Origin of the sequence: uncultured Bacillus sp. (assembly GCF_958411575.1) — a bacterium.
Taxonomy (GTDB): domain Bacteria; phylum Bacillota; class Bacilli; order Bacillales; family Bacillaceae; genus Bacillus; species Bacillus spizizenii.
Genome location: NZ_CATYRA010000008.1, coordinates 40,185 through 61,167, shown reverse-complemented (window position 1 = coordinate 61,167; position 20,983 = coordinate 40,185). Strand labels below are relative to the sequence as shown.

Below are 20,983 nucleotides of genomic sequence, written 5' to 3'. Positions count from 1 at the left end.
ACGATTTAAATCGTATGTTCTTTTTTCCTTTTTGTCAACTTCTTTTCCATTCAGCCAATCACAACTTTTGTATGTTGAGGGATGTTTTCATATATCCATTTCGCATCTGGGATGGCCAGCCTGATACATCCATGAGATGCCTTCACCCCTAGTTTTTTTGCTTCTTTTCCGATGACTTTTTTATCCTTTGTATCGGCACTTGCGTGTTCTTCCGCATGATCGGAGCAGGCTAACAGAAGGCTGGCCGGCACAAGAACCGCGCAAATAATAAGAAGAGTTTCATATTCTATCCTCCTGTTTCGAAAAACGCAGCTTTGCATAGGCATCGTGGAGATGGATTGATTCTTCATTGCGGCATTCAATCTCAAAGGATGACACCCATTTAAGCTCATACAAATCCGCGGCAATCAGCCTGGCAAGATCCTCAACAAATCTCGGGTTTTCATATGCTGTTTCCGTCACGGCTTTTTCATCCGGACGCTTAAGGACCGGATGCAGTCTCGCAGAGGCATTTGATTCTGCGGCGTGAAGCAAATCAGCTTTAAAATCGCTTGGCATCGATGCGGCCGGATGAATATCAGCCCAAATGCTGACCGTTCCCCTCTGATTATGGGCACTGTATTCACTGATTTCCTTGGAGCAAGGGCACAGGGTCGTTACTTTTGCTGAGATGCCGGCACGCTGTTCAAACGGCTGATCTTCGCGATAGGTGACAGACATCAATATGTCAGCATGCATCAGACCCGCTTTCTCAAGCTTCGGACTTTTCCGTTCGAAAAACCATGGAAACCGCACTTCGACTGAAGCTGATGACTGGTCCATGTTTTCTGCAAGCTCTTTCGTAAATTGCTGCAGAGAGGAAAATGAGAGAACCCAGCCATCTTGATGATAGATTTGGAGCAGCTCTGTTAACCGGCTCATATTAATCCCCTTCTGATTCCTCCGCAAATCACAAGTCATTGTAAAGTCCGCAGTCGTTGTTTGCTCAGCAGGCGTCATGGCAGAAGTGATTGTGACCGGATGGGACACATTAGCGACACCTACATGCTGAATGTCAAAAAAATAATCTTTCCTGATGTTTTGCAGATCCTTCATTTTCTCTTTTTCTACAGGTTTCTCGCCTTTCATCGAACTGACCGATCCAAAGTATTGAAGACGCTCCGGTTTTCCCGGGAGCAGCGTGTATTGATTCAATCAGAAAACTCCTCTCGTCTATAAATCGTAACAATTACTATTTATCTTGACCACTTCATCGAATAAAATCAAGAGAAAATAAAAAAGACACGCACAAATACGTGTCCGTCAAAACCTAAGCATCAGCCGGGCTGCTTTCCGCGCCCCAGCTTTTTCTCCAGTAATAGCCTGCGGCAAGCACGAGTGCAAACGCCAACAGCGCGATACAGGAAAACGTGATAAAACCGATAGCATATGTGCCTGTCATCTGTTTTAACGATCCTAAGATGTTCGGCAGGAAAAACCCTCCAATGCCGCCGGCCGCGCCGACAATTCCCGTCACCATGCCGATTTCTTTGCGGAAGCGCTGCGGTACGAGCTGGAATACGGCTCCGTTGCCCATTCCGAGCCCCATCATTCCGACAAACAAAAGAACGATGACCATTGAGAGAGACGGCAGGCTGCTGACCCCGGCCATACACAGGGCCACGATGACAAACAATACAGAAAGCACTTTTGTGCCGCCGACACGATCGGAAATCCAGCCCCCGACAGGCCGGAAAAAGCTTCCCGCCGCCACACATAATGTAACGAAATCGCCCGCGTGAATTTTTGACAGCTGGTATTGATCGACAAAGAAAATAGATAAAAAGCTTGATAGCCCGACAAATCCACCGAAAGTGACACTGTACAGCAGGCAGAAAAACCATGTTTCCTTTTGCCCGAAAACATGCAGATAGTTTTTAAGCGGCTGCGGCGCCGGCTGTGCAGGAGAATCCTTTGCCATGGACACAAAAAGAATATAGACGATCAACAAAGGAACAAGCGCAATTCCCATGACAATGTGCCAGCCGAACTGCTCTGCAAGACGCGGGCCAAACAGGGTTGCAAATAAAGTGCCGCTGTTCCCCGCACCGGCGATCCCCATCGCAAGCCCCTGCAAATGAGGCGGATACCACCGGCTTGCCATAGGCAGCGCAACGGCAAAGCTTGCCCCCGCCACGCCAAGCAGAACCCCAATGGCATACAGCTCAGAAAGTGAGCGGCCTCCAAATGTCCCCCACAGCAGGGGAATCATTGTCACCAGCATCCCGATCATTGCCGTTTTTTTCGGTCCGATTCTGTCCGTTAAAATACCTAAAATGATACGAAACACAGATCCTGATAAGATCGGCACAGCCACGACAAGCCCTTTCTCAAAAGGAGATAGGCCAAAATCTTGAGAAATATAAACACCCAGTGCCCCAAGCATAACCCATATCATAAAGCTCACATCAAAGTATAAAAAGGAACAGAGCAAAGTGAGTGGATGACCGCTAGTTTTCAGTTCCGACAGCTTCATAAGATTCCCCTTTCTTGACCCTCTATTATTTTAAATTTTCTGAATCAAGAATATATGACCATTTTTTTCTGGAAAAGACATGTGTAAGTTTTTGTGACACGTTTAATGCGTTAACAAAGCATTGTGACATAATTTTTAATAGGAGAAAACTTACATGCTGTGTCAAAGGAGGTCTGGTACATGAAGAAACAAAGATTAGTGTTAGCAGGGAATGGAATGGCCGGAATCCGCTGTATTGAAGAAGTTTTAAAGCTGAATCGCCAAATGTTCGAAATTGTCATTTTCGGAAGCGAACCGCATCCCAACTATAATCGCATTCTCTTATCCTCTGTACTGCAAGGTGAGGCGTCACTCGATGACATTACACTGAACAGCAAGGATTGGTACGACAAGCACAGGATTACTCTTTACACAGGCGAAACGGTTGTTCAAATTGATACAGATCAGCAGCGGGTTATCACGGATCGGAAACGCACCCTGTCTTATGACAAATTAATAGTGGCAACAGGCTCCTCCCCTCATATTCTCCCCATCCCCGGGGCGGACAAAGAAGGCGTCTACGGATTTCGAACAATAGAAGACTGCCAAGCGTTGATGAGCATGGCCAAACATTATCAAAAGGCAGCGGTGATCGGAGCCGGCTTATTAGGACTCGAAGCCGCAGTCGGTTTACAGCATCTCGGCATGGATGTCAGCGTCATTCATCACTCAGCCGGCATTATGCAAAAACAGCTCGATCAAACGGCGTCGCGGCTGCTGCAGACGGAGCTGGAGCGGAAAGGCTTAACCTTTCTTTTGGAAAAAGACACCGTAGCCATTTCTGGCACCTCGCGGGCAGACGGCATCCGTTTTAAAGACGGCTCTTCATTGAAAGCTGACTTGATTGTGATGGCGGCTGGCGTGAGGCCGAATATTCAATTGGTTGTGTCAGCCGGAATCGCAGTAAACCGCGGGATCATCGTGAATGACGACATGCAGACGAGCGAACCGAATGTGTATGCCGTCGGCGAATGCGCCGAGCATAACGGAACGGTGTATGGTTTGGCAGCCCCGCTTTACGAACAGGGAAAAGCTCTCGCCAAACATATTTGCGGTGTTCCATGTGAGGGGTATCAAGGGTCAGCACCATCTGCAGCTTTAAAAATAGCTGGAATTGATGTGTGGTCAGCTGGAAAGGTTCACGAGGATGAACGCACAACGAGTATTAAAATCTACGATGAACAAACAGGCATTTATAAAAAAGCACTCTTTGAGGATGACAAACTGGCCGGCGTTATTTTATTCGGAGATACACGTGACAAGCAGCGATTTCTCGACAGCCTGCTCAAACAAAGAGACATCTCCATTGTCAAAAAGCAGATCATCGAACCGGAGAAAACCGGCACTTTATTTGATTCCATGTCTTCCAGTGAAACGATTTGCCAATGCAACTCAGTGACGAAAGGCGCGATTGAAGAAGCGGTGCACACGAAAGGCCTCACAACTGTTGAGGAAGTCAAGCACTGCACCAAAGCATCTGGGTCCTGCGGAGGATGCAAGCCGCTCGTTGAAGACCTTTTGAGGTACATGACCAGCAGCGAATATACAGAGCCCGCTGGCACTCCTTCGTTTTGCGGCTGTACTGATTTTACAGAAGACGACATCATTGCCGAGCTTCAGCGCAGGCCTTTCGCTAATCCGGCAGAAGCAATGAACCAGCTTGGCTGGAAAACGAAAAATGGATGCGGCAAATGTGTTCCGGCGATTCAATACTACCTGGAAATGCTTCATCCCGGTTTTGTTCAGCCTGAGTCAGCCGCCGAAGATACATACATCCTCATTCCGCAAATGTACGGCGGGCGAACGAACGCGGAGCAGCTAAGAAACATCGCCAATATCATCGAGGCATACAGCATCCCTGACGTATCCATCACTCACGGCCAAAGACTGAAGCTTTCCGGGATCAAACCCGCGGATCTCCCAAACATCAAAAAAGACCTGATAATGCCCGTACGCTCAAACGAACACCACCGCACGCTGCAAAGTGTCAAAGCATGTACATGCGGACAAAACCGATCGATTCAACAGCTGGCAGCCCAGATCGAGAGACATCTTGAGATGCTTTCCATGCCCGCTTATATTTCTATCAGCTTATCATGTGAAACAGACTGCACCGATGCCGCCATACAAGATTTTGGCGCGATTCAGACCCAGGCTGGCTGGGACATTTACATCGGCGGCATTCGTGGAACCCATGCCCGTTCCGGAGCTCTGTTTTGCGTTACAGACAACGCAGACAGCACGGCCGGCATGATCAAAGGACTGATCCAATATTACCGTGAGACGGCTCATTACTTAGAAACCGTTCACCAGTGGATGGACCGACTCGGGATCGTTCATATCAGAGAAGTGCTATTCGAAGAGGACCTTAGGACACAGCTGCTGGAAAGCCTCCAAACAGACCTGTCACTGATTCCAAAACCGCCTGTACAGGCTGGCACACATAAAAGGGGTGAGGCATTTTGACTGAACGACTGCTTAGATATTTCCGTGATAAACAGCAAGACATCCAATCAGAAAAAACGTATGACACCCAATGCCCGTTTTGCAGCATGCAGTGCAAAATGCAGCTCGTGGAACAAACCATCGTCACACGGAAAAAGTACACAGCGATCGGGATTGATAATCCTACGACACAGGGCCGGTTATGCATAAAGGGCATGAACGCCCACCAGCATGCCCTGAACTCCTCCCGCATCACCCGGCCGCTGCTGAAGAAAAATGGTGAATTTATGCCTGTTTCCTGGGAAGAAGCACTGAATCATATCAAAGACCAAGTGACTATGATTCAACACGAACACGGCCATGATGCCATGGCTGTATACGGAAGCGCCTCGATTACGAATGAAGAAGCGTATTTGTTAGGGAAGTTCGCACGGGTTGGCTTACAGACAAAATACATCGACTACAACGGGAGGCTTTGTATGTCCGCCGCAGCAACCGCAGCCAACCAAACATTTGGTGCGGACAGAGGCTTAACGAATCCCTTATCAGACATTCCCTACACCCGTGTGATCATTCTGGCCGGCACCAATATTGCGGAATGCCAACCAACAATTATGCCGTATTTTGAAAAAGCGAAAGACAACGGCGCTTACATCATTGCCATTGATCCGCGCGAGACAGCGACGACGAAAATCGCCGATCTTCATCTGAAAATCAAACCCGGCACAGACGCCGCCCTTGCCAACGCCCTCGTTAAAATCATGATCGACGAGCAGCTCGTAAACGAAGATTTCATTCGATCACGAACAAATGGATTCGCAGAGCTGAAACAACATACTGACGCATTGAGCCTGAATGATATCGCCGAACAGACAAGTGTCCCGCTGGCCCACATGCGAAAAGCCGCTGTGAAGTTTGCCAAGGAAACATCCGGCATGCTGTTTACAGCCCGCGGGATTGAACAGCAAACCGATGGAACAGCGGCTGTAAAGGGTTTCTTAAACATGGTGCTCATCACAGGAAAAATCGGCAAACCTTACTCGGGGTATGGGGCGATCACCGGACAAGGCAACGGGCAAGGCGCCAGAGAGCATGGCCAAAAAGCCGATCAGCTCCCGGGCTACCGTTCTATTGAAAACGAAGAACATCGGTCGCATATTGCGAAAGTGTGGGGAATTCACCAGGATGATCTGCCGCGAAAAGGTGTCTCAGCCTATGAAATGATGGAAAAAATCAATGACGGTGACATCAAAGGGCTGTTCCTCATGTGTTCAAATCCTGCTGTCTCCAGCCCAAATGCAAACCTCGTGAAAAAAGCTCTGAGAAAACTGACATTCTTTGTCGCGATCGATTTGTTTATTTCTGAGACTGCGAAATACGCAGATGTGATTTTGCCCGCCTCCTCTTATTTAGAAGATGAGGGGACCATGACAAATGTCGAAGGCCGCGTGACTTTGAGAGAAGCAAGCCGGCCGTGTCCCGGTGAAGCAAAGCATGATTGGCAGATCATTTGTGAGATCGCATCCGTTCTCGGGAAGGGCCGTTATTTTTCTTACACGTCAGCAAAGGATATTTTTAATGAGTTGAGAGAAGCAAGCCGAGGCGGGATTGCTGATTATTCAGGCATCACATACGACAGGCTCAGACGTGAAGGCGGCATTCATTGGCCATGTCCAGAACCTGATCATCCCGGAACAGGGCGTTTGTTTGCGGACTCATTTGCACATCCTGATCAAAAAGCGGCACTAAGTGTGATTCCAATCGAACCGGCTGTTCCAAAAGAGAAGCCGACAGCCGATTATCCGCTGTATTTAACGACAGGCAGGGTCATGTCTCATTACTTAACAGGCGTCCAAACGAGAAAAAGCGCCGCCCTTGCCGCGAGACACTTTGAATCATTTATGGAAATCCATCCACAAACAGCAGCGACCTACAATATCGAGGACCGTGTACTGGTAAAAATAGAATCCCCTCGGGGAAGCATCACCGTCCGCAGCAAATTATCAGACCAAATCAGAAAAGACACCGTTTTTGTTCCCATCCACTGGGCAGATGCTCAAAATGTGAATGATTTAATCGGTGAAGCTTTAGATCCAGCCTGTAAAATGCCCGGTTTTAAGGTATGCGCCGTCCGAATCAGACCTATTTAAATTTTTCATAAAATTTTTAGAACTTTTCGTATATTTTGTTACATTTTATAACATGTATCTTAAATATTCCTTTTTGCTGTGCTACGCTGGAAAAAACATTGATAAGGAGCGGATCATCTGATGGGAAAAAAACAGCTAGTTCTTGTTGGAAATGGAATGGCCGGGGTAAGGGCCATTGAAGAGATACTGAGTGTTGCAAAAGACGAGTTTCAGATCACAATTTTCGGTGCCGAACCGCATCCCAACTACAACCGAATCCTTTTGTCAAAAGTGCTTCAAGGCGATACAGATATTAAAGATATTACGTTAAACGATTGGGACTGGTACGAAGAAAACAATATTCAATTGTATACAAATGAAACAGTCATCAAAGTGGATACGGAAAACAAAACAGTCATCACAGATGCAGACAGAATCCAGCCTTACGACGAATTGATCCTGGCGACAGGCTCTGTCCCTTTTATCCTTCCGATTCCGGGCGCAGACAAAAAAGGCGTCACAGCTTTCCGGGACATAAAAGATACAGACACAATGCTCGCCGCGTCAAAACAATATAAAAAAGCAGCCGTCATCGGCGGAGGACTGCTTGGTTTGGAAGCAGCACGCGGACTGCTGAATCTCGGCATGGACGTGTCTGTCATCCATCTCGCCCCATACCTGATGGAACGCCAGCTTGATGCAACGGCAGGACGCCTGCTGCAAAACGAGTTGGAAAAACAAGGGATGACCTTTTTACTTGAAAAGCAAACCGAAGAAATTGTCGGTGATGGCCGTGTCGAAGGCGTCCGCTTCAAAGACGGCACAAGCATTGAAGCTGATTTAGTCGTCATGGCTGTCGGCATTCGCCCGAATACAGCGCTCGGAGCCGAAAGCGGCATTCCGGTTAACCGCGGAATTATTGTCAACGATTATATGCAAACTGAAATCCCGCACATTTATGCGGTCGGTGAATGTGCTGAGCACCGGGGAATCGCATACGGGCTCGTGGCGCCGCTTTATGAACAGGCAAAAGTGCTGGCGAAGCATATTTGCGGCATCGAAACAAAACCGTATGAAGGCTCCGTTCTCTCCACTCAGTTAAAGGTATCAGGTGTCGAGGTCTTCTCTGCCGGTGACTTTAACGAATCAGATGAGAAAAAAGCGATTAAGGTTTTCGATGAACAGGACGGCATCTATAAAAAAATCGTCCTGAGAGGCAATCAAATTGTCGGTGCTGTTTTATTCGGCGACAGCAGCGAGGGCAATCGCCTGTTTTCTATGATTCAAAAAGAAGCCGATATCACTGAAACCTCTAAAATATCAATCTTACAGCCTCTCAACCAAGAAGCAGGCACGAGCATGACCGCAGCGATGAGCGATGATGAAATCATCTGCGGCTGTAACGGCGTGTCAAAAGGTGCAATTATTCAAGCCATACAGGAAAAGGGCTGCTCGTCAACGGATGAGATTAAAGCATGTACCGGTGCATCCCGCTCATGCGGAGGCTGTAAGCCGCTCGTAGAAGAAATCCTCCAGCATACGCTCGGATCTGACTTTGATGCGTCAGCGCAAAAAGAAGCGATTTGCGGCTGTACCACATTGTCGAGAGATGAAGTCGTAGAAGAAATCAAAGCCAAAGGGCTGTCACATACAAGAGAAATCATGAACGTGCTCGGCTGGAAAACGCCAGAAGGCTGTTCCAAATGCCGGCCGGCCCTGAACTACTACTTAGGCATGATCAATCCAACCAAATACGAGGATGACCGGACATCCCGCTTTGTTAACGAACGAATGCACGCCAATATTCAAAAAGACGGAACATATTCAGTCGTACCCCGGATGTACGGAGGCGTGACCAACTCCACAGATTTGCGCAAGATCGCGGATGTCGTCGACAAATATGAGATCCCGCTCGTGAAAATGACTGGCGGCCAGCGAATTGATCTCATCGGCGTGAAAAAAGAAGACCTTCCGAAGGTATGGGAAGATCTTGATATGCCGTCAGGCTACGCGTACGGAAAGACACTGCGCACAGTAAAAACATGCGTAGGCGAGCAATTCTGCCGCTTCGGCACGCAAGACTCCATGGCACTGGGCATTGCGCTCGAGAAAAAATTCGAAGGGCTGAACACGCCTCATAAAGTGAAAATGGCCGTGTCTGCCTGCCCGCGGAACTGTGCGGAATCCGGCATTAAGGACCTTGGCGTTGTCGGCATTGACGGAGGCTGGGAGCTTTATGTCGGCGGAAACGGCGGAACTCATTTACGTGCCGGTGATTTGCTGATGAAGGTGAAAACAAATGAAGAAGTCTTAGAATACGCAGGCGCTTACCTGCAATATTACCGGGAAACCGCGAACTATCTGGAGCGTACTTCCGCATGGCTTGAGCGCGTCGGTTTATCCCATGTCCAATCCGTGTTAAACAATCCGGAAAAGCGGCAGGAGCTGAACGACCAAATGAATGAAACACTCTCTGTCCACAAGGATCCTTGGAAGAACTTCCTGGAAAACAAACAAACCTCTAAAGAGTTATTTGAAAATGTCGTGAGCACATCATAATGACAAAAAACAATCATTGAGGAGGAATGGACATGGTAAACAAAGGCGTAACAAAAGTATGTATCGGAAAAATTGAAGAATTGCCTGAACAATTAGGCAAAACAGTGTATATTGAAGATAAGGAGCTCGCGGTCTTCAAGCTTTCAAACGGAAGCATCCGCGCCATCGAAAACCGCTGTCCGCATAAGGGCGGCGTCCTGGCAGAAGGGATCGTCAGCGGAGAATATGTTTTCTGCCCGATGCACGACTGGAAAATCTCCTTAGAAGACGGAATCGTCCAGGAACCAGATCACGGATGCGTCAAAACATACGAAACGCTGATCGAGGGAGAACATGTTTATCTCGTATATTGATCAAAAGACCGGATCACTTTTAAGTGATCCTTCATTTTTTACAGTGACGGAAGGATGACATGATCATGAAGAACGGAATTGTATATTTCGTGGGAGCGGGTCCCGGTGATCCAGGGCTGCTTACCATCAAAGGAAAACAGGCGCTGGAGGAAGCAGATGTTATTTTATATGACCGACTCGCCAACCCGAAGCTGCTCGAATTCGCATCACCGGACTGCCAGTTTATTTATTGCGGAAAACTGCCAGACCGCCATTTTATGAAACAAAGAGAAATCAACGCCCTGCTGGTTGAAAAAGCATCAATGGGGTTAACCGTTGTCCGTTTAAAAGGCGGAGATCCGAGTGTATTCGGCAGAGTCGGAGAGGAAGCAGATGCTCTCCATGAGCACGGCATCCGTTATGAAATGGTGCCGGGGATCACTTCTGGAATTGCAGCGCCGCTATACGCGGGCATCCCCGTTACGCATCGGGATTTCGCATCGTCTTTTGCCATGATTACTGCGCATGATAAATCATTAAAAGGCACGCCGAATCTCGACTGGGAAGGACTTGCCCGGAGCGTTCAAACCCTTGTCTTTTACATGGGCGTCAAGAATTTATCTTATATTTGCCAGCAGCTCATCGCATACGGAAAATCGCCTTCTGTCCCTGTCATTGTGGTCCAATGGGGTACGTGGGGCCGCCAGCGGAGCGTGAAAGGATCGCTTGAGAACATTCAGCAAAAAGTACAGGAACACCAGATCACAAACCCTGCGATTATCGTCATCGGAGATATCGTCAATTTTCAAACACACAGCTGGTTTGAAAGCAAACCACTCATCGGCCAGCACATCATGGTTGTCACTCATGGCGAAGATGAAGACCCGCTTGCAGACAAGCTGCGTGCTTCCGGTGCCGATGTCATCGAATGGCCGAAATGGCGGACTGAGAACATGCCTGTCAATGAAGAGATTCTTCGAAAGATCGGCACCTTTGAAGACATTTTTTTCACGTCGCACCATGCGGTTTGTGAATTTTTCCAAGCGCTGACTTCTAAGAAAATCGACATCCGCCAGCTGACAGCCCGACTAAGTGCGACATCTGAACATGCAGAGACGGAGCTTAAAAAACGGGGTTTCCTCATATCAGCCATTCAGCCTGATTCAGAAAAACGTCTTGTGGTCGGGAGCCGGCATGCAGTGGAAAACATACAGAAGCATGAGTCCTGTTCGTTTTATATCACTCATGAAAACGTCATAGATGACCGGTTCACCCACATGATTCAGCGAACCATCAGTGAATCTCCGCTGCACATGATCATATGCCCGAGCAAACCGTCCACTCAGCAATTGATCAGCGCAGGCGAACAAATTGGCATTTCGCCGGAACCATCAGCAAGCCGGCCTCCTATCGTCTGCATAAGCGATAACTCAGCTGCCGGCGCTTATGGATTCACAGCTGTCCAAGAACAGGATGAATTGTTTGCTTTGATTCAAAATCAACAGGCGGAAAAAAAGCTTCTTCACAGCTGATTGCTCGCAGCCCTTTCCTTAAGGGCTGTTTTATTTATGCACTAATTTTTTGTGATGAGTTGAATACATCGCCATATTCTCGGCCTTAGGGTCCAAATAAGCCTTCGCGCTGTTGACCGCTGTCGGGCCTTCCGTAAAGCCGCCGGCAATCAATCTCAGTTTGCTTTCATAAAAAGCCGCGTCACCCGCCACAAACACACCCGGAAGATTCGTCCGCATATGTCTGTCAGCTTTCACCCTGCCTTCTTCAATCTCAAGCCCCCACCCCTTCATCGGTCCGAGATCAATTTTGAACCCATGGTTAATGATCAGCTCGTCAACCGCTATGTCTTCCCTCTGGCCAGACGCAGTATGACAAACAGTCACACTTTGGATGCGATCTTCATCGCCGCTCAGCTGCTCCAGACAATAAGGAGTGAGCACCCGCACCGATGATTGCTTCATCTTCGTCACGCTGCTTTCCATTCCGCCGAATTCCTCGCGCCGGTGAACAACAGTCACAGACGCCGCAATCGGTTCCAGCTCATTGGCCCAATCGACTGCAGTATCACCGCCGCCTGATATCACGACCCGCTTCCCTTTAAATGCATCAAGCTTCTCCACTCCATAATGAAGATTTTTGCCCGCATACCGGGTCGCATCCTCACTGTCAAACTCATTGACCTCAAGCGTTCCCATGCCGACAGCTAAAATCACGGTACGTGTATAATGCTTTTCTCCTTCAGAACCTGTCAGCACAATGGTGCCGTCTTCCAAGCGTTCAAATCCGGTCACACGCTGATTCAGCACGATATCAGGATCAAACGTCGCCGCCTGCTCTTTCAGCTGCTTGATCAGCTGCTTTCCTGCAATCCCTGGTATTCCGCCGATATCGCGAATGATTTTCTCAGGAAAGAATAAAGACACCTTCCCTCCGAGCCGCGGCAAAAATTCGATTACTTTCGTTTTCAGCTCCCGCATCCCGCAGTAAAAAGCTGTAAACAGTCCGATCGGCCCCCCGCCTATAATCGTAACGTCATATACCTCTTGATTCTCAGCCATCCGTCCTGCCTCCGTTCACATCTATATCAAAACCATTTTAATTGAGAATGAATATCAATACAAAGTATATCATATTTCCCGAGCCTTTGTTTATTCATTTCTTCTCCTTGTGGTAAATTGTTGAAAACTCTATAATAGGCAGAAAACAAATGGGAGAAACAGATGAAAAGACGAGTCGAAACGATCACTTTCGAAGGGCACACACTGGAATATTCTGTTGCAGGCAGTGGCCCCCCCATTCTTGTCATGCATGGCGGGCATTCAAATTGTTACGAGGAATTCGGGTACACGGCGCTGATTGAGCATGAATATTCCATCATCACGCCTTCAAGGCCCGGCTATGGACGGACGTCAAAAGAGATTGGAAAAAGTCTTGCCGATGCCTGCCGTTTCTATGTGAATTTATTAGATCATTTACAAATCGACAGTGTCCATGTGGTGGCCATCTCAGCAGGAGGGCCGAGCGGCATAAGCTTTGCCTCACATTATCCGGAAAGGGTAAACACTCTAACCCTGCAATCCGCGGTCACCAAGGAATGGCTCACCCCCAAAGATACTGAATATAAAATGGGGAGAATCCTCTTCCGCCCGCCGGTGGAAAAATGGATATGGAAGCTGATTTCTTATCTAAATAACGCCTTCCCGCGTTTCATGTTTCAAGCCATGAGCCCACAATTCAGCACACTATCGTTTCAGCGAATCAAGTCCCTGATGGATGAAAAAGACGTAGAAGCATTTCGGAAAATGAACAGCCGGCAGCGCTCAGGTGAAGGATTTCTTCTTGACCTGTCACAAACAGCCGCTATCTCTTCAAAAGAGCTGCAGGCCATCTCATGCCCCGTACTGATTATGCAAAGTGTCTATGATGGGTTTATCGACAAGTCACATGCACACTATGCAAAAGAACATATTCCTGACGCTGTTCTCTGTTTGCTTCACTCATGGGGACACCTGATTTGGCTCGGGAAAGAAGCTGCTGAAACAGATAGAATCATACTCGGCTTTTTGGAATCCTAAACAAAGTGAAACGATCCTTCCCCCTCCTCCGTCAAACAAGCAGTGCCTTTTTTTCTGGTATCATAAGAGAGGCAGCTTACCATGAGCGGAGGTTTTATCGTGACAGCACAATCATCTTTTCTTCAGCTGAATTCTATTTTTATCAGCATTTTAATAGAAGCCATTCCGTTTATTCTGATTGGCGTCATACTTTCCGGAATCATTCAAATGTTCGTTTCTGAAGAAATGATTGCGAGGATCATGCCGAAGAACCGCTTTCTCGCCGTTTTATTCGGTGCGCTGGCCGGGGTTTTATTTCCTGCCTGCGAATGCGGCATTATCCCGATTACGAGGCGTCTCCTGTTAAAGGGGGTTCCTTTGCATGCGGGCGTTGCTTTCATGCTGACAGCGCCTATCATTAATCCTATCGTTTTATTTTCTACTTTTATTGCGTTCGGGAATAGATGGAGCGTTGTCTTTTACCGGGGCGGACTGGCGCTCGCCGTTTCGGTGATCATCGGCATCATCTTATCCTATCAATTTAAGGATAACCAGCTCTTAAAGCCTGATGAACCCGGGCATCACCATCATCATCACCACACCCTGCTTCAAAAGCTGGGAGGGACCTTGCGTCACGCCATTGATGAATTTTTCTCCGTGGGGAAATATTTAATCATCGGCGCCTTTATCGCAGCCGCGATGCAGACGTATGTCAAAACATCCACTCTGCTTGCGATCGGGCAGAATGATGTATCTTCTTCCCTCGTGATGATGGGGCTTGCGTTTGTCTTATCGCTTTGTTCAGAAGTGGATGCATTTATTGCATCTTCCTTCAGCAGCACATTTTCTTTAGGCTCGCTCATCGCCTTTCTCGTCTTCGGTGCGATGGTTGATATTAAGAATCTCTTAATGATGCTTGCGGCCTTCAAAAAACGATTTGTTTTCCTGCTGATTACGTACATTGTCGTAATTGTCTTAGCGGGATCACTACTGGTAAAGGGGTGATTGGATGTTTCGTCTATTGGTGCTGATGGGATTTACGTTTTTCTTTTACCATCTGCATGCCTCAGGAAATCTAACAAAATATATCAATATGAAATATTCCTATCTTTCCTTTATTGCGATCTTCCTGCTGGCCATTCTGACAGCCGTTCAAGCATATGTATTTATCAAATCGCCTGAAAAAGGCGGACATCATCATGATGATGATTGCGGGTGCGGCCATGATCACGAGCATGACCATGAACAAAACAGGCCATTTTATCAGCGTTATTTGATTTATCTTGTTTTTCTTTTTCCTTTGGTGTCGGGTATCTTCTTCCCGATTGCGACGCTTGACTCATCCATTGTCAAAACAAAAGGGTTCTCATTTAAGGCGATGGAAAGCGGAGATCATTACTCCCAAACACAGTATTTGCGGCCTGATGCCAGTCTTTATTATGCACAAGACAGCTATGACAAACAAATGAAACAGCTGTTTAATAAGTATTCCAGCAAGAAAGAGATTTCTCTGACCGATGATGATTTCCTAAAAGGAATGGAAACCATTTATAACTATCCGGGTGAATTTCTTGGACGGACGATTGAATTTCATGGATTTGCGTACAAAGGAAACGCGATTAACAAAAACCAGCTGTTCGTGTTAAGGTTTGGCATCATTCACTGTATCGCTGATTCCGGCGTGTACGGGATGCTTGTGGAGTTTCCGAAGGACATGAACATCAAGGATGATGAATGGATTCAAATTAAGGGCACTCTGGCCTCAGAATATTACCAGCCATTCAAGTCGACTCTCCCTGTCGTGAAAGTAACCGACTGGAACACCATTAAAAAACCTGATGATCCGTACGTTTACAGAGGATTTTAAGTGAAGACGAAACCAGTACAAGTACTGGTTTCTTTTTTATTTCTTTTTCATCAGCATCAAATCAAGATAAAGCTGGCACCGCGTTCTGAAATCGCTTAAATCGATCGACGTCATTTCAGTAATCTGTTTGATGCGGTAATTCAATGTATTTTGGTGAATAAACAGCTGTTCTGCTGCTGGTTTTGTTTTGCAGTTGTTGAGGAGATAGATTTCCAAGGTTTTAAGCAGCTCGGTGCTGCTTTCTTGGTCTTTCGCTTTTAATAAAGCTAAATCCTTATTCTCGTATTCTAAAAATTCGTTTTTCTGTTCAATGCTTTCTAAATAACGGTAAATGCCGAGTTTGGCATATTCATATGGAATGTTTTCCTGATTGCCGGTGATTTCTGCAGCTTTGATGACTTCAAGTGCTTCTGTATAGCTCTTGCCGAGTTTTAAAAGGTGATCATATTCGTTTCCGATACCGATATAAATAGGGGTAGGTATTTTCTGAAAGTGAAAATGTGTTAACAGCTTGTTAATAAATTCTGAAGCTGCCGAGGAGACGGAGCTTTTTTGGGAAAAACTCGCTACGACGATGACAATATTTGATTCGATCGTTAAGACATGACTGACTTTATCCCGTAAATTTAGGTACGACCTGATATTCTCCTTTAAATCCTCAACCGCTTCCCCATCCCCATTCGCGGCGTGCAGGATGACAACCGAAAACATGGAAGGCAGCACGGTGTTGATTCTTTCGGCTTCCCGTCTGAGTTCCTTCTCAGTGGTAAATTGCTGATAGATCGCCCGTTTAATGAGATCTTCCGCTTTTTCTTCCTTTTCCTGCTTCAGCTTGTTCGTTTTATAAATGATTTTCCCGACATGAAAAGAGGTCTCATACAAAAAGTCGAGTTCTTCTTCCGTCAGATTTTGGTCCAGCTCCTGAACCCAGATGTAGCCCATGACTTCCCCTTTGTGCTTCGCACTCACGACCACCCTCTGGTTTAACCCAATGCTTTCAATTTTATTGACGCGAAATGGCTCAGGTTCGGTTTTCAGTTTTTCAATGATTCCATCCTTCAGAAACCTCTCGAAAATCTGTACCGGACATTTTTTTGAAAAAATAGTCTGCTGGTTGGCAGAATCAAAATGGTTAATATAGTAAGAATTATAGGCTAACAAAAAGAAATCCGCGCTTTCCAGTATAACTGGTTTTTGCAGTTCATAACTGATAAAATCAATCAGCTTATCAACATCTGAAAATGAAAAAACTCTCTCTAAAAGCTCTTCCATACCTTTTTCTCCTATACTTTTTTTACTTTAATCATATCCATACGGGGGCTTTTTGTATAGAAAAAAATACGTTTGTTTCCAAAAGAAAAAAACGTCCGCTTAAAAGGAGAAAAGAGGAAAAAGGGACAACCCCTTCCTCCTCCTTTCAATCTTTATTGTGACATTGTATCTTGGTAGTCTTTAAACTGGTCTGCGACAGCTTGTGACGGAGCCTGCGTCAATACACTGACGATAAAGACAGATAATAGACTCGCAGCAAAACCAGGTATGATTTCATACAGAAAGTCCGAAAGACCGGCATTCGCCCAAATGATTACAGTTGCTGCTCCCACAATCATGCCGGCGAGTGCCCCCCATTTGGTCATTCGTTTCCAAAACAGACTGAGCAGTACAACCGGCCCGAATGATGCACCGAAGCCCGCCCACGCGTAGCTTACCAACCCAAGGATTGTATTATTTTTCTCCCAAGCAAGGAATAATGCGATGACAGAAATCACAAGCACAGCCATACGGCCCAAAAACACCAGCTCTTTATCAGAAGCTGAGCGTCTGAACATCGACTTATACAAATCTTCTACCAGAGAGCTTGATGTCACAAGCAGCTGGGAAGAAATTGTACTCATAATCGCGGCCAAAATAGCTGAAATCAGAAAACCTGTGATAATCGGATGGAACAAAATATTTCCTAATTGAATAAAAATCGTCTCAGGGTCCTTCAGTGTCATGCCATTCTGATGGTAATAAGCGATTCCGCCCAAACCGGTCAGCACAGCGCCGACTGCCGACAAAATCATCCAGCCCATTCCGATTCTGCGCGCTCTTTTGATCTCTTTGACAGACGTTATCGCCATAAAACGCACAATGATATGCGGCTGGCCAAAGTATCCCAAACCCCAGGCAAACAAAGAAATAATGCCAAGGACGCTTGTTCCTTTGAACATATTAAACATATCTGGATCAACAGAGCGGATTTCAGTAACTGTTTCACTTGCTCCTCCCGTATGGAAAAACGTAACGATCGGAACAAGGATGAGTGCGGCAAACATAATGATCCCCTGAACAAAATCTGTCCAGCTGACTGCCAAAAAGCCGCCAAACAGGGTATATACCACAACAACACCAGTCACAACCCACAAGCCCGTATGATATTCCATCCCCAAAATACTGTTGAATAAAACGCCGCCTGATACCATTCCAGACGAAACATAAAATGTGAAGAAGACTAAAATCACAATCCCTGAAAACAGTCTCAGCAGCTTCGAATGGTCTCCGAAGCGATTTTCAAGGAACCCGGGAATTGTGATTGAATTCCCCGCTTGTTCAGTATAGGTTCTCAGCCGAGGCGCAACGTAGAGCCAGTTCGCCCATGCTCCAAGGCAAAGTCCGAACACAATCCAAATACCGCTCAGACCTGTTGAAAACATGGCACCCGGGAGCCCCATCAGCAGCCAGCCGCTCATATCGGCAGCACCGGCACTGAGAGCGGTTACCGCCGGACCCAAAGAGCGTCCTCCAAGCATGTAATCCGTCAGATTTGACGTGCGCTTGTAAGCAAAGTAGCCGATCAACAGCATCCCCGCCATATAAATACAAATCGAAATAATCAGCTGTGTGTTTTCTATGGCACTTCCTCCTCTTTTTTATGGTATATGGATGAAATGGACATCCCCGCAGGGAGGATGCCCATTTAGTCCCGCTTTAGAACATTTCACTGATTGTTTTAGCCTGCATGTGCAGTGCCAAGTAATCCGGTCCGCCTGCTTTTGAATCCGTTCCGGACATTTTGAAGCCGCCAAACGGATGGTACCCGACGATAGCGCCTGTACAGTTGCGGTTGAAGTACAGATTTCCGACATGGAATTCCTGTTTCGCACGCTCGATGTGCTTGCGGTTGTTTGTGATAACTGCGCCTGTTAAACCGTATTCAGTATTGTTTGCGACTTCTAAAGCTTCATCAAAGTTTGACACTTTAGAAAATGCAACGACAGGTCCGAAAATTTCTTCCTGCATGAGTCTTGCTTTCGGATCAAGGTCAGCGAAGATCGTCGGTTTGATGAAGTATCCTTTCGAATCGTCACCAGTGCCGCCGCTTACTAAACGCCCTTCCTGTTTTCCGATCTCAATATAGCTCATAATTTTATCATAAGAACCTTGGTCAATAACAGGTCCCATATAAACATCCGCACTGTCAGGTTTTGCTGTTACTTTAGATTCCGTAATTTCAATGACACGCTTCAATACCTGATCATACACTTTTTCATGGACTACTGCACGTGAACCTGCAGAACATTTTTGTCCCGCAAAGCCGAACGCTGATGTAAAGATGGATTGAGCTGCCAATTCAATGTCCGCATCCTCATCGACAACAACCGTATCCTTACCGCCCATTTCAGCGATAACACGCTTTAAGTGCTGCTGGCCTGGCTGAACCTTCGCCGCGCGTTCGAAAATTCTCGTACCCACTTCTCTTGATCCCGTAAATGTGATAAGGCTTGTTTTCGGATGGTCAACAAGGTAGTCACCGACTTCGGCTCCGCTGCCTGGAACAAAGTTGACTACGCCTTTTGGCAATCCGGACTCTTCAAGGACCTCCACGAATTTTGCCGCAATGACAGGTGTAGCGCTCGCAGGTTTTAGAACTACTGTATTTCCAGTAACAATCGGCGCTACTGTTGTTCCTGCCATAATCGCAAACAAGAAGTTCCAAGGCGGAATAACAACTGTTACACCAGTCGGTGTGTACACATATTGGTTTTTCTCGCCTTCACGGCTGTTGACCGGTTTGCCTTTTGCCAGTTCGATCATTTGGCGCGCATAATACTCCATGAAGTCAATCGCTTCAGCTGTATCAGCGTCCGCCTCGTTCCAAGGCTTTCCTGCCTCTTTTACAAGCAAAGCGGAGAATTCATGTTTTCTTCTGCGGACTTTAGCAGCAGCGCGGAACAGGACAGCCGCTCTTTCTTCAGGAGACGTGTATCTCCACTCTTCGAATGCCTTCGCAGCCGCTTCAATCGCTTGCTCAGCGTGCTCTTGAGAAGCTTTTGACACTCGGCCGACTACTTCTTCTTTATCAGCCGGGTTGATCGAAACGATTTTCGCTTCTGTTTCCACCCTTTCGCCGTTAATGACTAGCGGATAGTCTTTTCCTAAATATTCGCTTACCGTCGCAAGCGCTTTTTTAAACGCTTCCACGTTGTTTTGATCTTGGAAATTTGTGAATGGTTCGTGTTTGTAAGGTGTTGTCATGATAATCTCTCCTTTTTTACTTCTTTGTCATTCCTTTGAAAGCAAATGCAATGTTTGACGGACGTTCTGCAAGGCGTCTCATAAAGTAGCCGTACCAATCTTCGCCGTATGGCAGGTAGACTCGCATGTTATAACCTTCTTTTACGAGGTTGAGCTGGGTTTGCGACCGCATGCCGTACAGCATCTGAAATTCAAACTTGTCATTGGCAATGCCATTTTCCTTGGCAAGCTGCTTTGTATAGTCGATCATTTTGTCGTCATGTGTGGCAATCGCTGTATAGTGACCGTTTAAGAGTTGCTTTCGGATGATTTTTTTGTAATTTTCATCGACATCGCTTTTCTCCGGGTAAGCTACTTTTTCTGATTCTTTATAAGCTCCTTTTACAAGGCGAAGGAACGGGTGTAAAGAATCCAAATCGTCAATGTCTTTTTCCGTCCGATATAGATAGGCTTGCAGCACTGTGCTTACATACTCGTATTTCTTTCTGAAATCTTTGAAAATATCAAGCGTTTTCTGGCATCTGACTTCATCTTCCATGTCGATGGTGACCATAATTTTATGCTTCTCGGCCGTCTGAAGGATTTTCGTCATATTTTCATACACCAGATCCATATCTATATCCAGGCCTAGAGACGTCATTTTTAAAGAAACCTGTGAGTTCAGCTGCTGATCCGCAATGGTCGCAATGGTTTGAATACACTCTTCCGTACGCTCCCGAGCGACCGCGGCGCTGTTCACAAACTCGCCTAAATGATCGACAGTAACTGACAAACCTTGGCTGTTAAGCTGTCGAATGGTCGGGATTGAACTGTTAAAATCATTCCCGCCAATAATTTTACCCGCTGCTACTCTGCTTCCCCAGTTCTTTGCCATTTTATTGAGAAAGCCGCTTTTGGATAAAAATAAGAAAAAATCTCTTGTGATCACTTCCAACCTCAACACCCCGCAATCTAAGAAGTATTTGTATGAGTTTATTGTAAATGGACAAAACCGGCGTTCACAATATTCT

Annotated in this window: 15 protein-coding genes and 1 pseudogene; 8 read left to right on the top strand and 8 right to left on the bottom strand. The window is 46.6% G+C overall.

The genetic code is table 11. The features are described 5' to 3' along the window. Window positions 1-50 precede the first annotated feature (50 nt). The 3 genes and pseudogenes from Q5C82_RS14135 to Q5C82_RS14125 form a co-directional block, all read right to left on the bottom strand. Window positions 51-191: pseudogene (locus tag Q5C82_RS14135) on the bottom strand (L,D-transpeptidase); the annotation flags it as partial. Window positions 192-279: 88 nt separating this feature from the next. Then, entirely contained in the window at window positions 280-1,194 is a 915-nt protein-coding gene (folE2, locus tag Q5C82_RS14130) for a GTP cyclohydrolase FolE2 (RefSeq protein WP_003224856.1), read from the bottom strand. Between the two features lie 115 nt (window positions 1,195-1,309). Further along, window positions 1,310-2,515 carry an MFS transporter gene (locus Q5C82_RS14125; RefSeq protein ID WP_003224854.1) on the bottom strand — a complete coding sequence of 402 codons (1,206 nt, stop codon included), beginning with the start codon at window positions 2,513-2,515 and terminating at the stop codon, window positions 1,310-1,312. A 180-nt stretch (window positions 2,516-2,695) separates the two neighbouring features. Here Q5C82_RS14125 and nirB point away from each other — a divergent pair, with 180 nt between their 5' ends. The 5 genes from nirB to cobA all read left to right on the top strand — a co-directional run bounded on the left by nirB (window position 2,696) and on the right by cobA (window position 11,551). Then, window positions 2,696-5,020, top strand: a complete 2,325-nt coding sequence (gene nirB, locus Q5C82_RS14120; protein ID WP_003224853.1) for a nitrite reductase large subunit NirB — start codon at window positions 2,696-2,698, stop codon at window positions 5,018-5,020. Next, entirely contained in the window at window positions 5,017-7,149 is a 2,133-nt protein-coding gene (nasC, locus tag Q5C82_RS14115; protein ID WP_003224851.1) for an assimilatory nitrate reductase catalytic subunit, read from the top strand. The genes nirB and nasC overlap by 4 nt, the downstream gene beginning before the upstream one ends. A 120-nt stretch (window positions 7,150-7,269) precedes the next feature. Continuing rightward, complete coding sequence (gene nasD, locus Q5C82_RS14110) at window positions 7,270-9,687, top strand: NADPH-nitrite reductase (RefSeq protein WP_003224848.1); 2,418 nt, start codon at window positions 7,270-7,272, stop codon at window positions 9,685-9,687. A gap of 32 nt (window positions 9,688-9,719) precedes the next feature. Continuing rightward, window positions 9,720-10,040, top strand: a complete 321-nt coding sequence (nirD, locus tag Q5C82_RS14105) for a nitrite reductase small subunit NirD (protein WP_003224846.1) — start codon at window positions 9,720-9,722, stop codon at window positions 10,038-10,040. A gap of 59 nt (window positions 10,041-10,099) precedes the next feature. Beyond that, window positions 10,100-11,551 carry a uroporphyrinogen-III C-methyltransferase gene (gene cobA, locus Q5C82_RS14100; RefSeq protein ID WP_079996287.1) on the top strand — a complete coding sequence of 484 codons (1,452 nt, stop codon included), beginning with the start codon at window positions 10,100-10,102 and terminating at the stop codon, window positions 11,549-11,551. 30 nt (window positions 11,552-11,581) lie between these two features. Here the strand turns inward: cobA and ffoR are convergent, their stop codons facing one another. After that, on the bottom strand, window positions 11,582-12,592 hold the full coding sequence (gene ffoR / locus Q5C82_RS14095; RefSeq protein WP_003224842.1) for a ferredoxin--NADP(+) reductase: 1,011 nt from the start codon (window positions 12,590-12,592) through the stop codon (window positions 11,582-11,584). A gap of 162 nt (window positions 12,593-12,754) precedes the next feature. On the opposite strand from ffoR, the gene Q5C82_RS14090 reads away from it, so the two are divergent. From Q5C82_RS14090 to Q5C82_RS14080, 3 genes are all read left to right on the top strand, one after another. Beyond that, entirely contained in the window at window positions 12,755-13,609 is an 855-nt protein-coding gene (locus Q5C82_RS14090) for an alpha/beta fold hydrolase (RefSeq protein ID WP_003224840.1), read from the top strand. Window positions 13,610-13,708: 99 nt separating this feature from the next. Further along, the gene (locus Q5C82_RS14085; protein WP_079996503.1) at window positions 13,709-14,593 is read left to right on the top strand and encodes a permease; all 885 of its coding nucleotides are present in this window, start codon (window positions 13,709-13,711) and stop codon (window positions 14,591-14,593) included. Window positions 14,594-14,597: 4 nt separating this feature from the next. After that, complete coding sequence (locus Q5C82_RS14080) at window positions 14,598-15,455, top strand: TIGR03943 family protein (protein WP_013307912.1); 858 nt, start codon at window positions 14,598-14,600, stop codon at window positions 15,453-15,455. A gap of 36 nt (window positions 15,456-15,491) precedes the next feature. Here Q5C82_RS14080 and putR read toward each other — a convergent pair whose 3' ends face one another. The 4 genes from putR to putB form a co-directional block, all read right to left on the bottom strand. Continuing rightward, window positions 15,492-16,727: a proline utilization transcriptional regulator PutR gene (gene putR / locus Q5C82_RS14075; RefSeq protein WP_003224834.1), complete on the bottom strand. Its 1,236-nt coding sequence runs from the start codon at window positions 16,725-16,727 to the stop codon at window positions 15,492-15,494. 152 nt (window positions 16,728-16,879) lie between these two features. Beyond that, the gene (putP, locus tag Q5C82_RS14070) at window positions 16,880-18,301 is read right to left on the bottom strand and encodes a sodium/proline symporter PutP (protein ID WP_229283696.1); all 1,422 of its coding nucleotides are present in this window, start codon (window positions 18,299-18,301) and stop codon (window positions 16,880-16,882) included. A 124-nt stretch (window positions 18,302-18,425) separates the two neighbouring features. Then, on the bottom strand, window positions 18,426-19,973 hold the full coding sequence (pruA, locus tag Q5C82_RS14065) for an L-glutamate gamma-semialdehyde dehydrogenase (RefSeq protein WP_003224827.1): 1,548 nt from the start codon (window positions 19,971-19,973) through the stop codon (window positions 18,426-18,428). A gap of 16 nt (window positions 19,974-19,989) precedes the next feature. Continuing rightward, a complete protein-coding gene (gene putB / locus Q5C82_RS14060; RefSeq protein WP_079996495.1) occupies window positions 19,990-20,901 on the bottom strand; it encodes a proline dehydrogenase PutB in 912 nt (303 codons plus the stop codon). Between the last annotated feature and the right edge of the window lie 82 nt (window positions 20,902-20,983).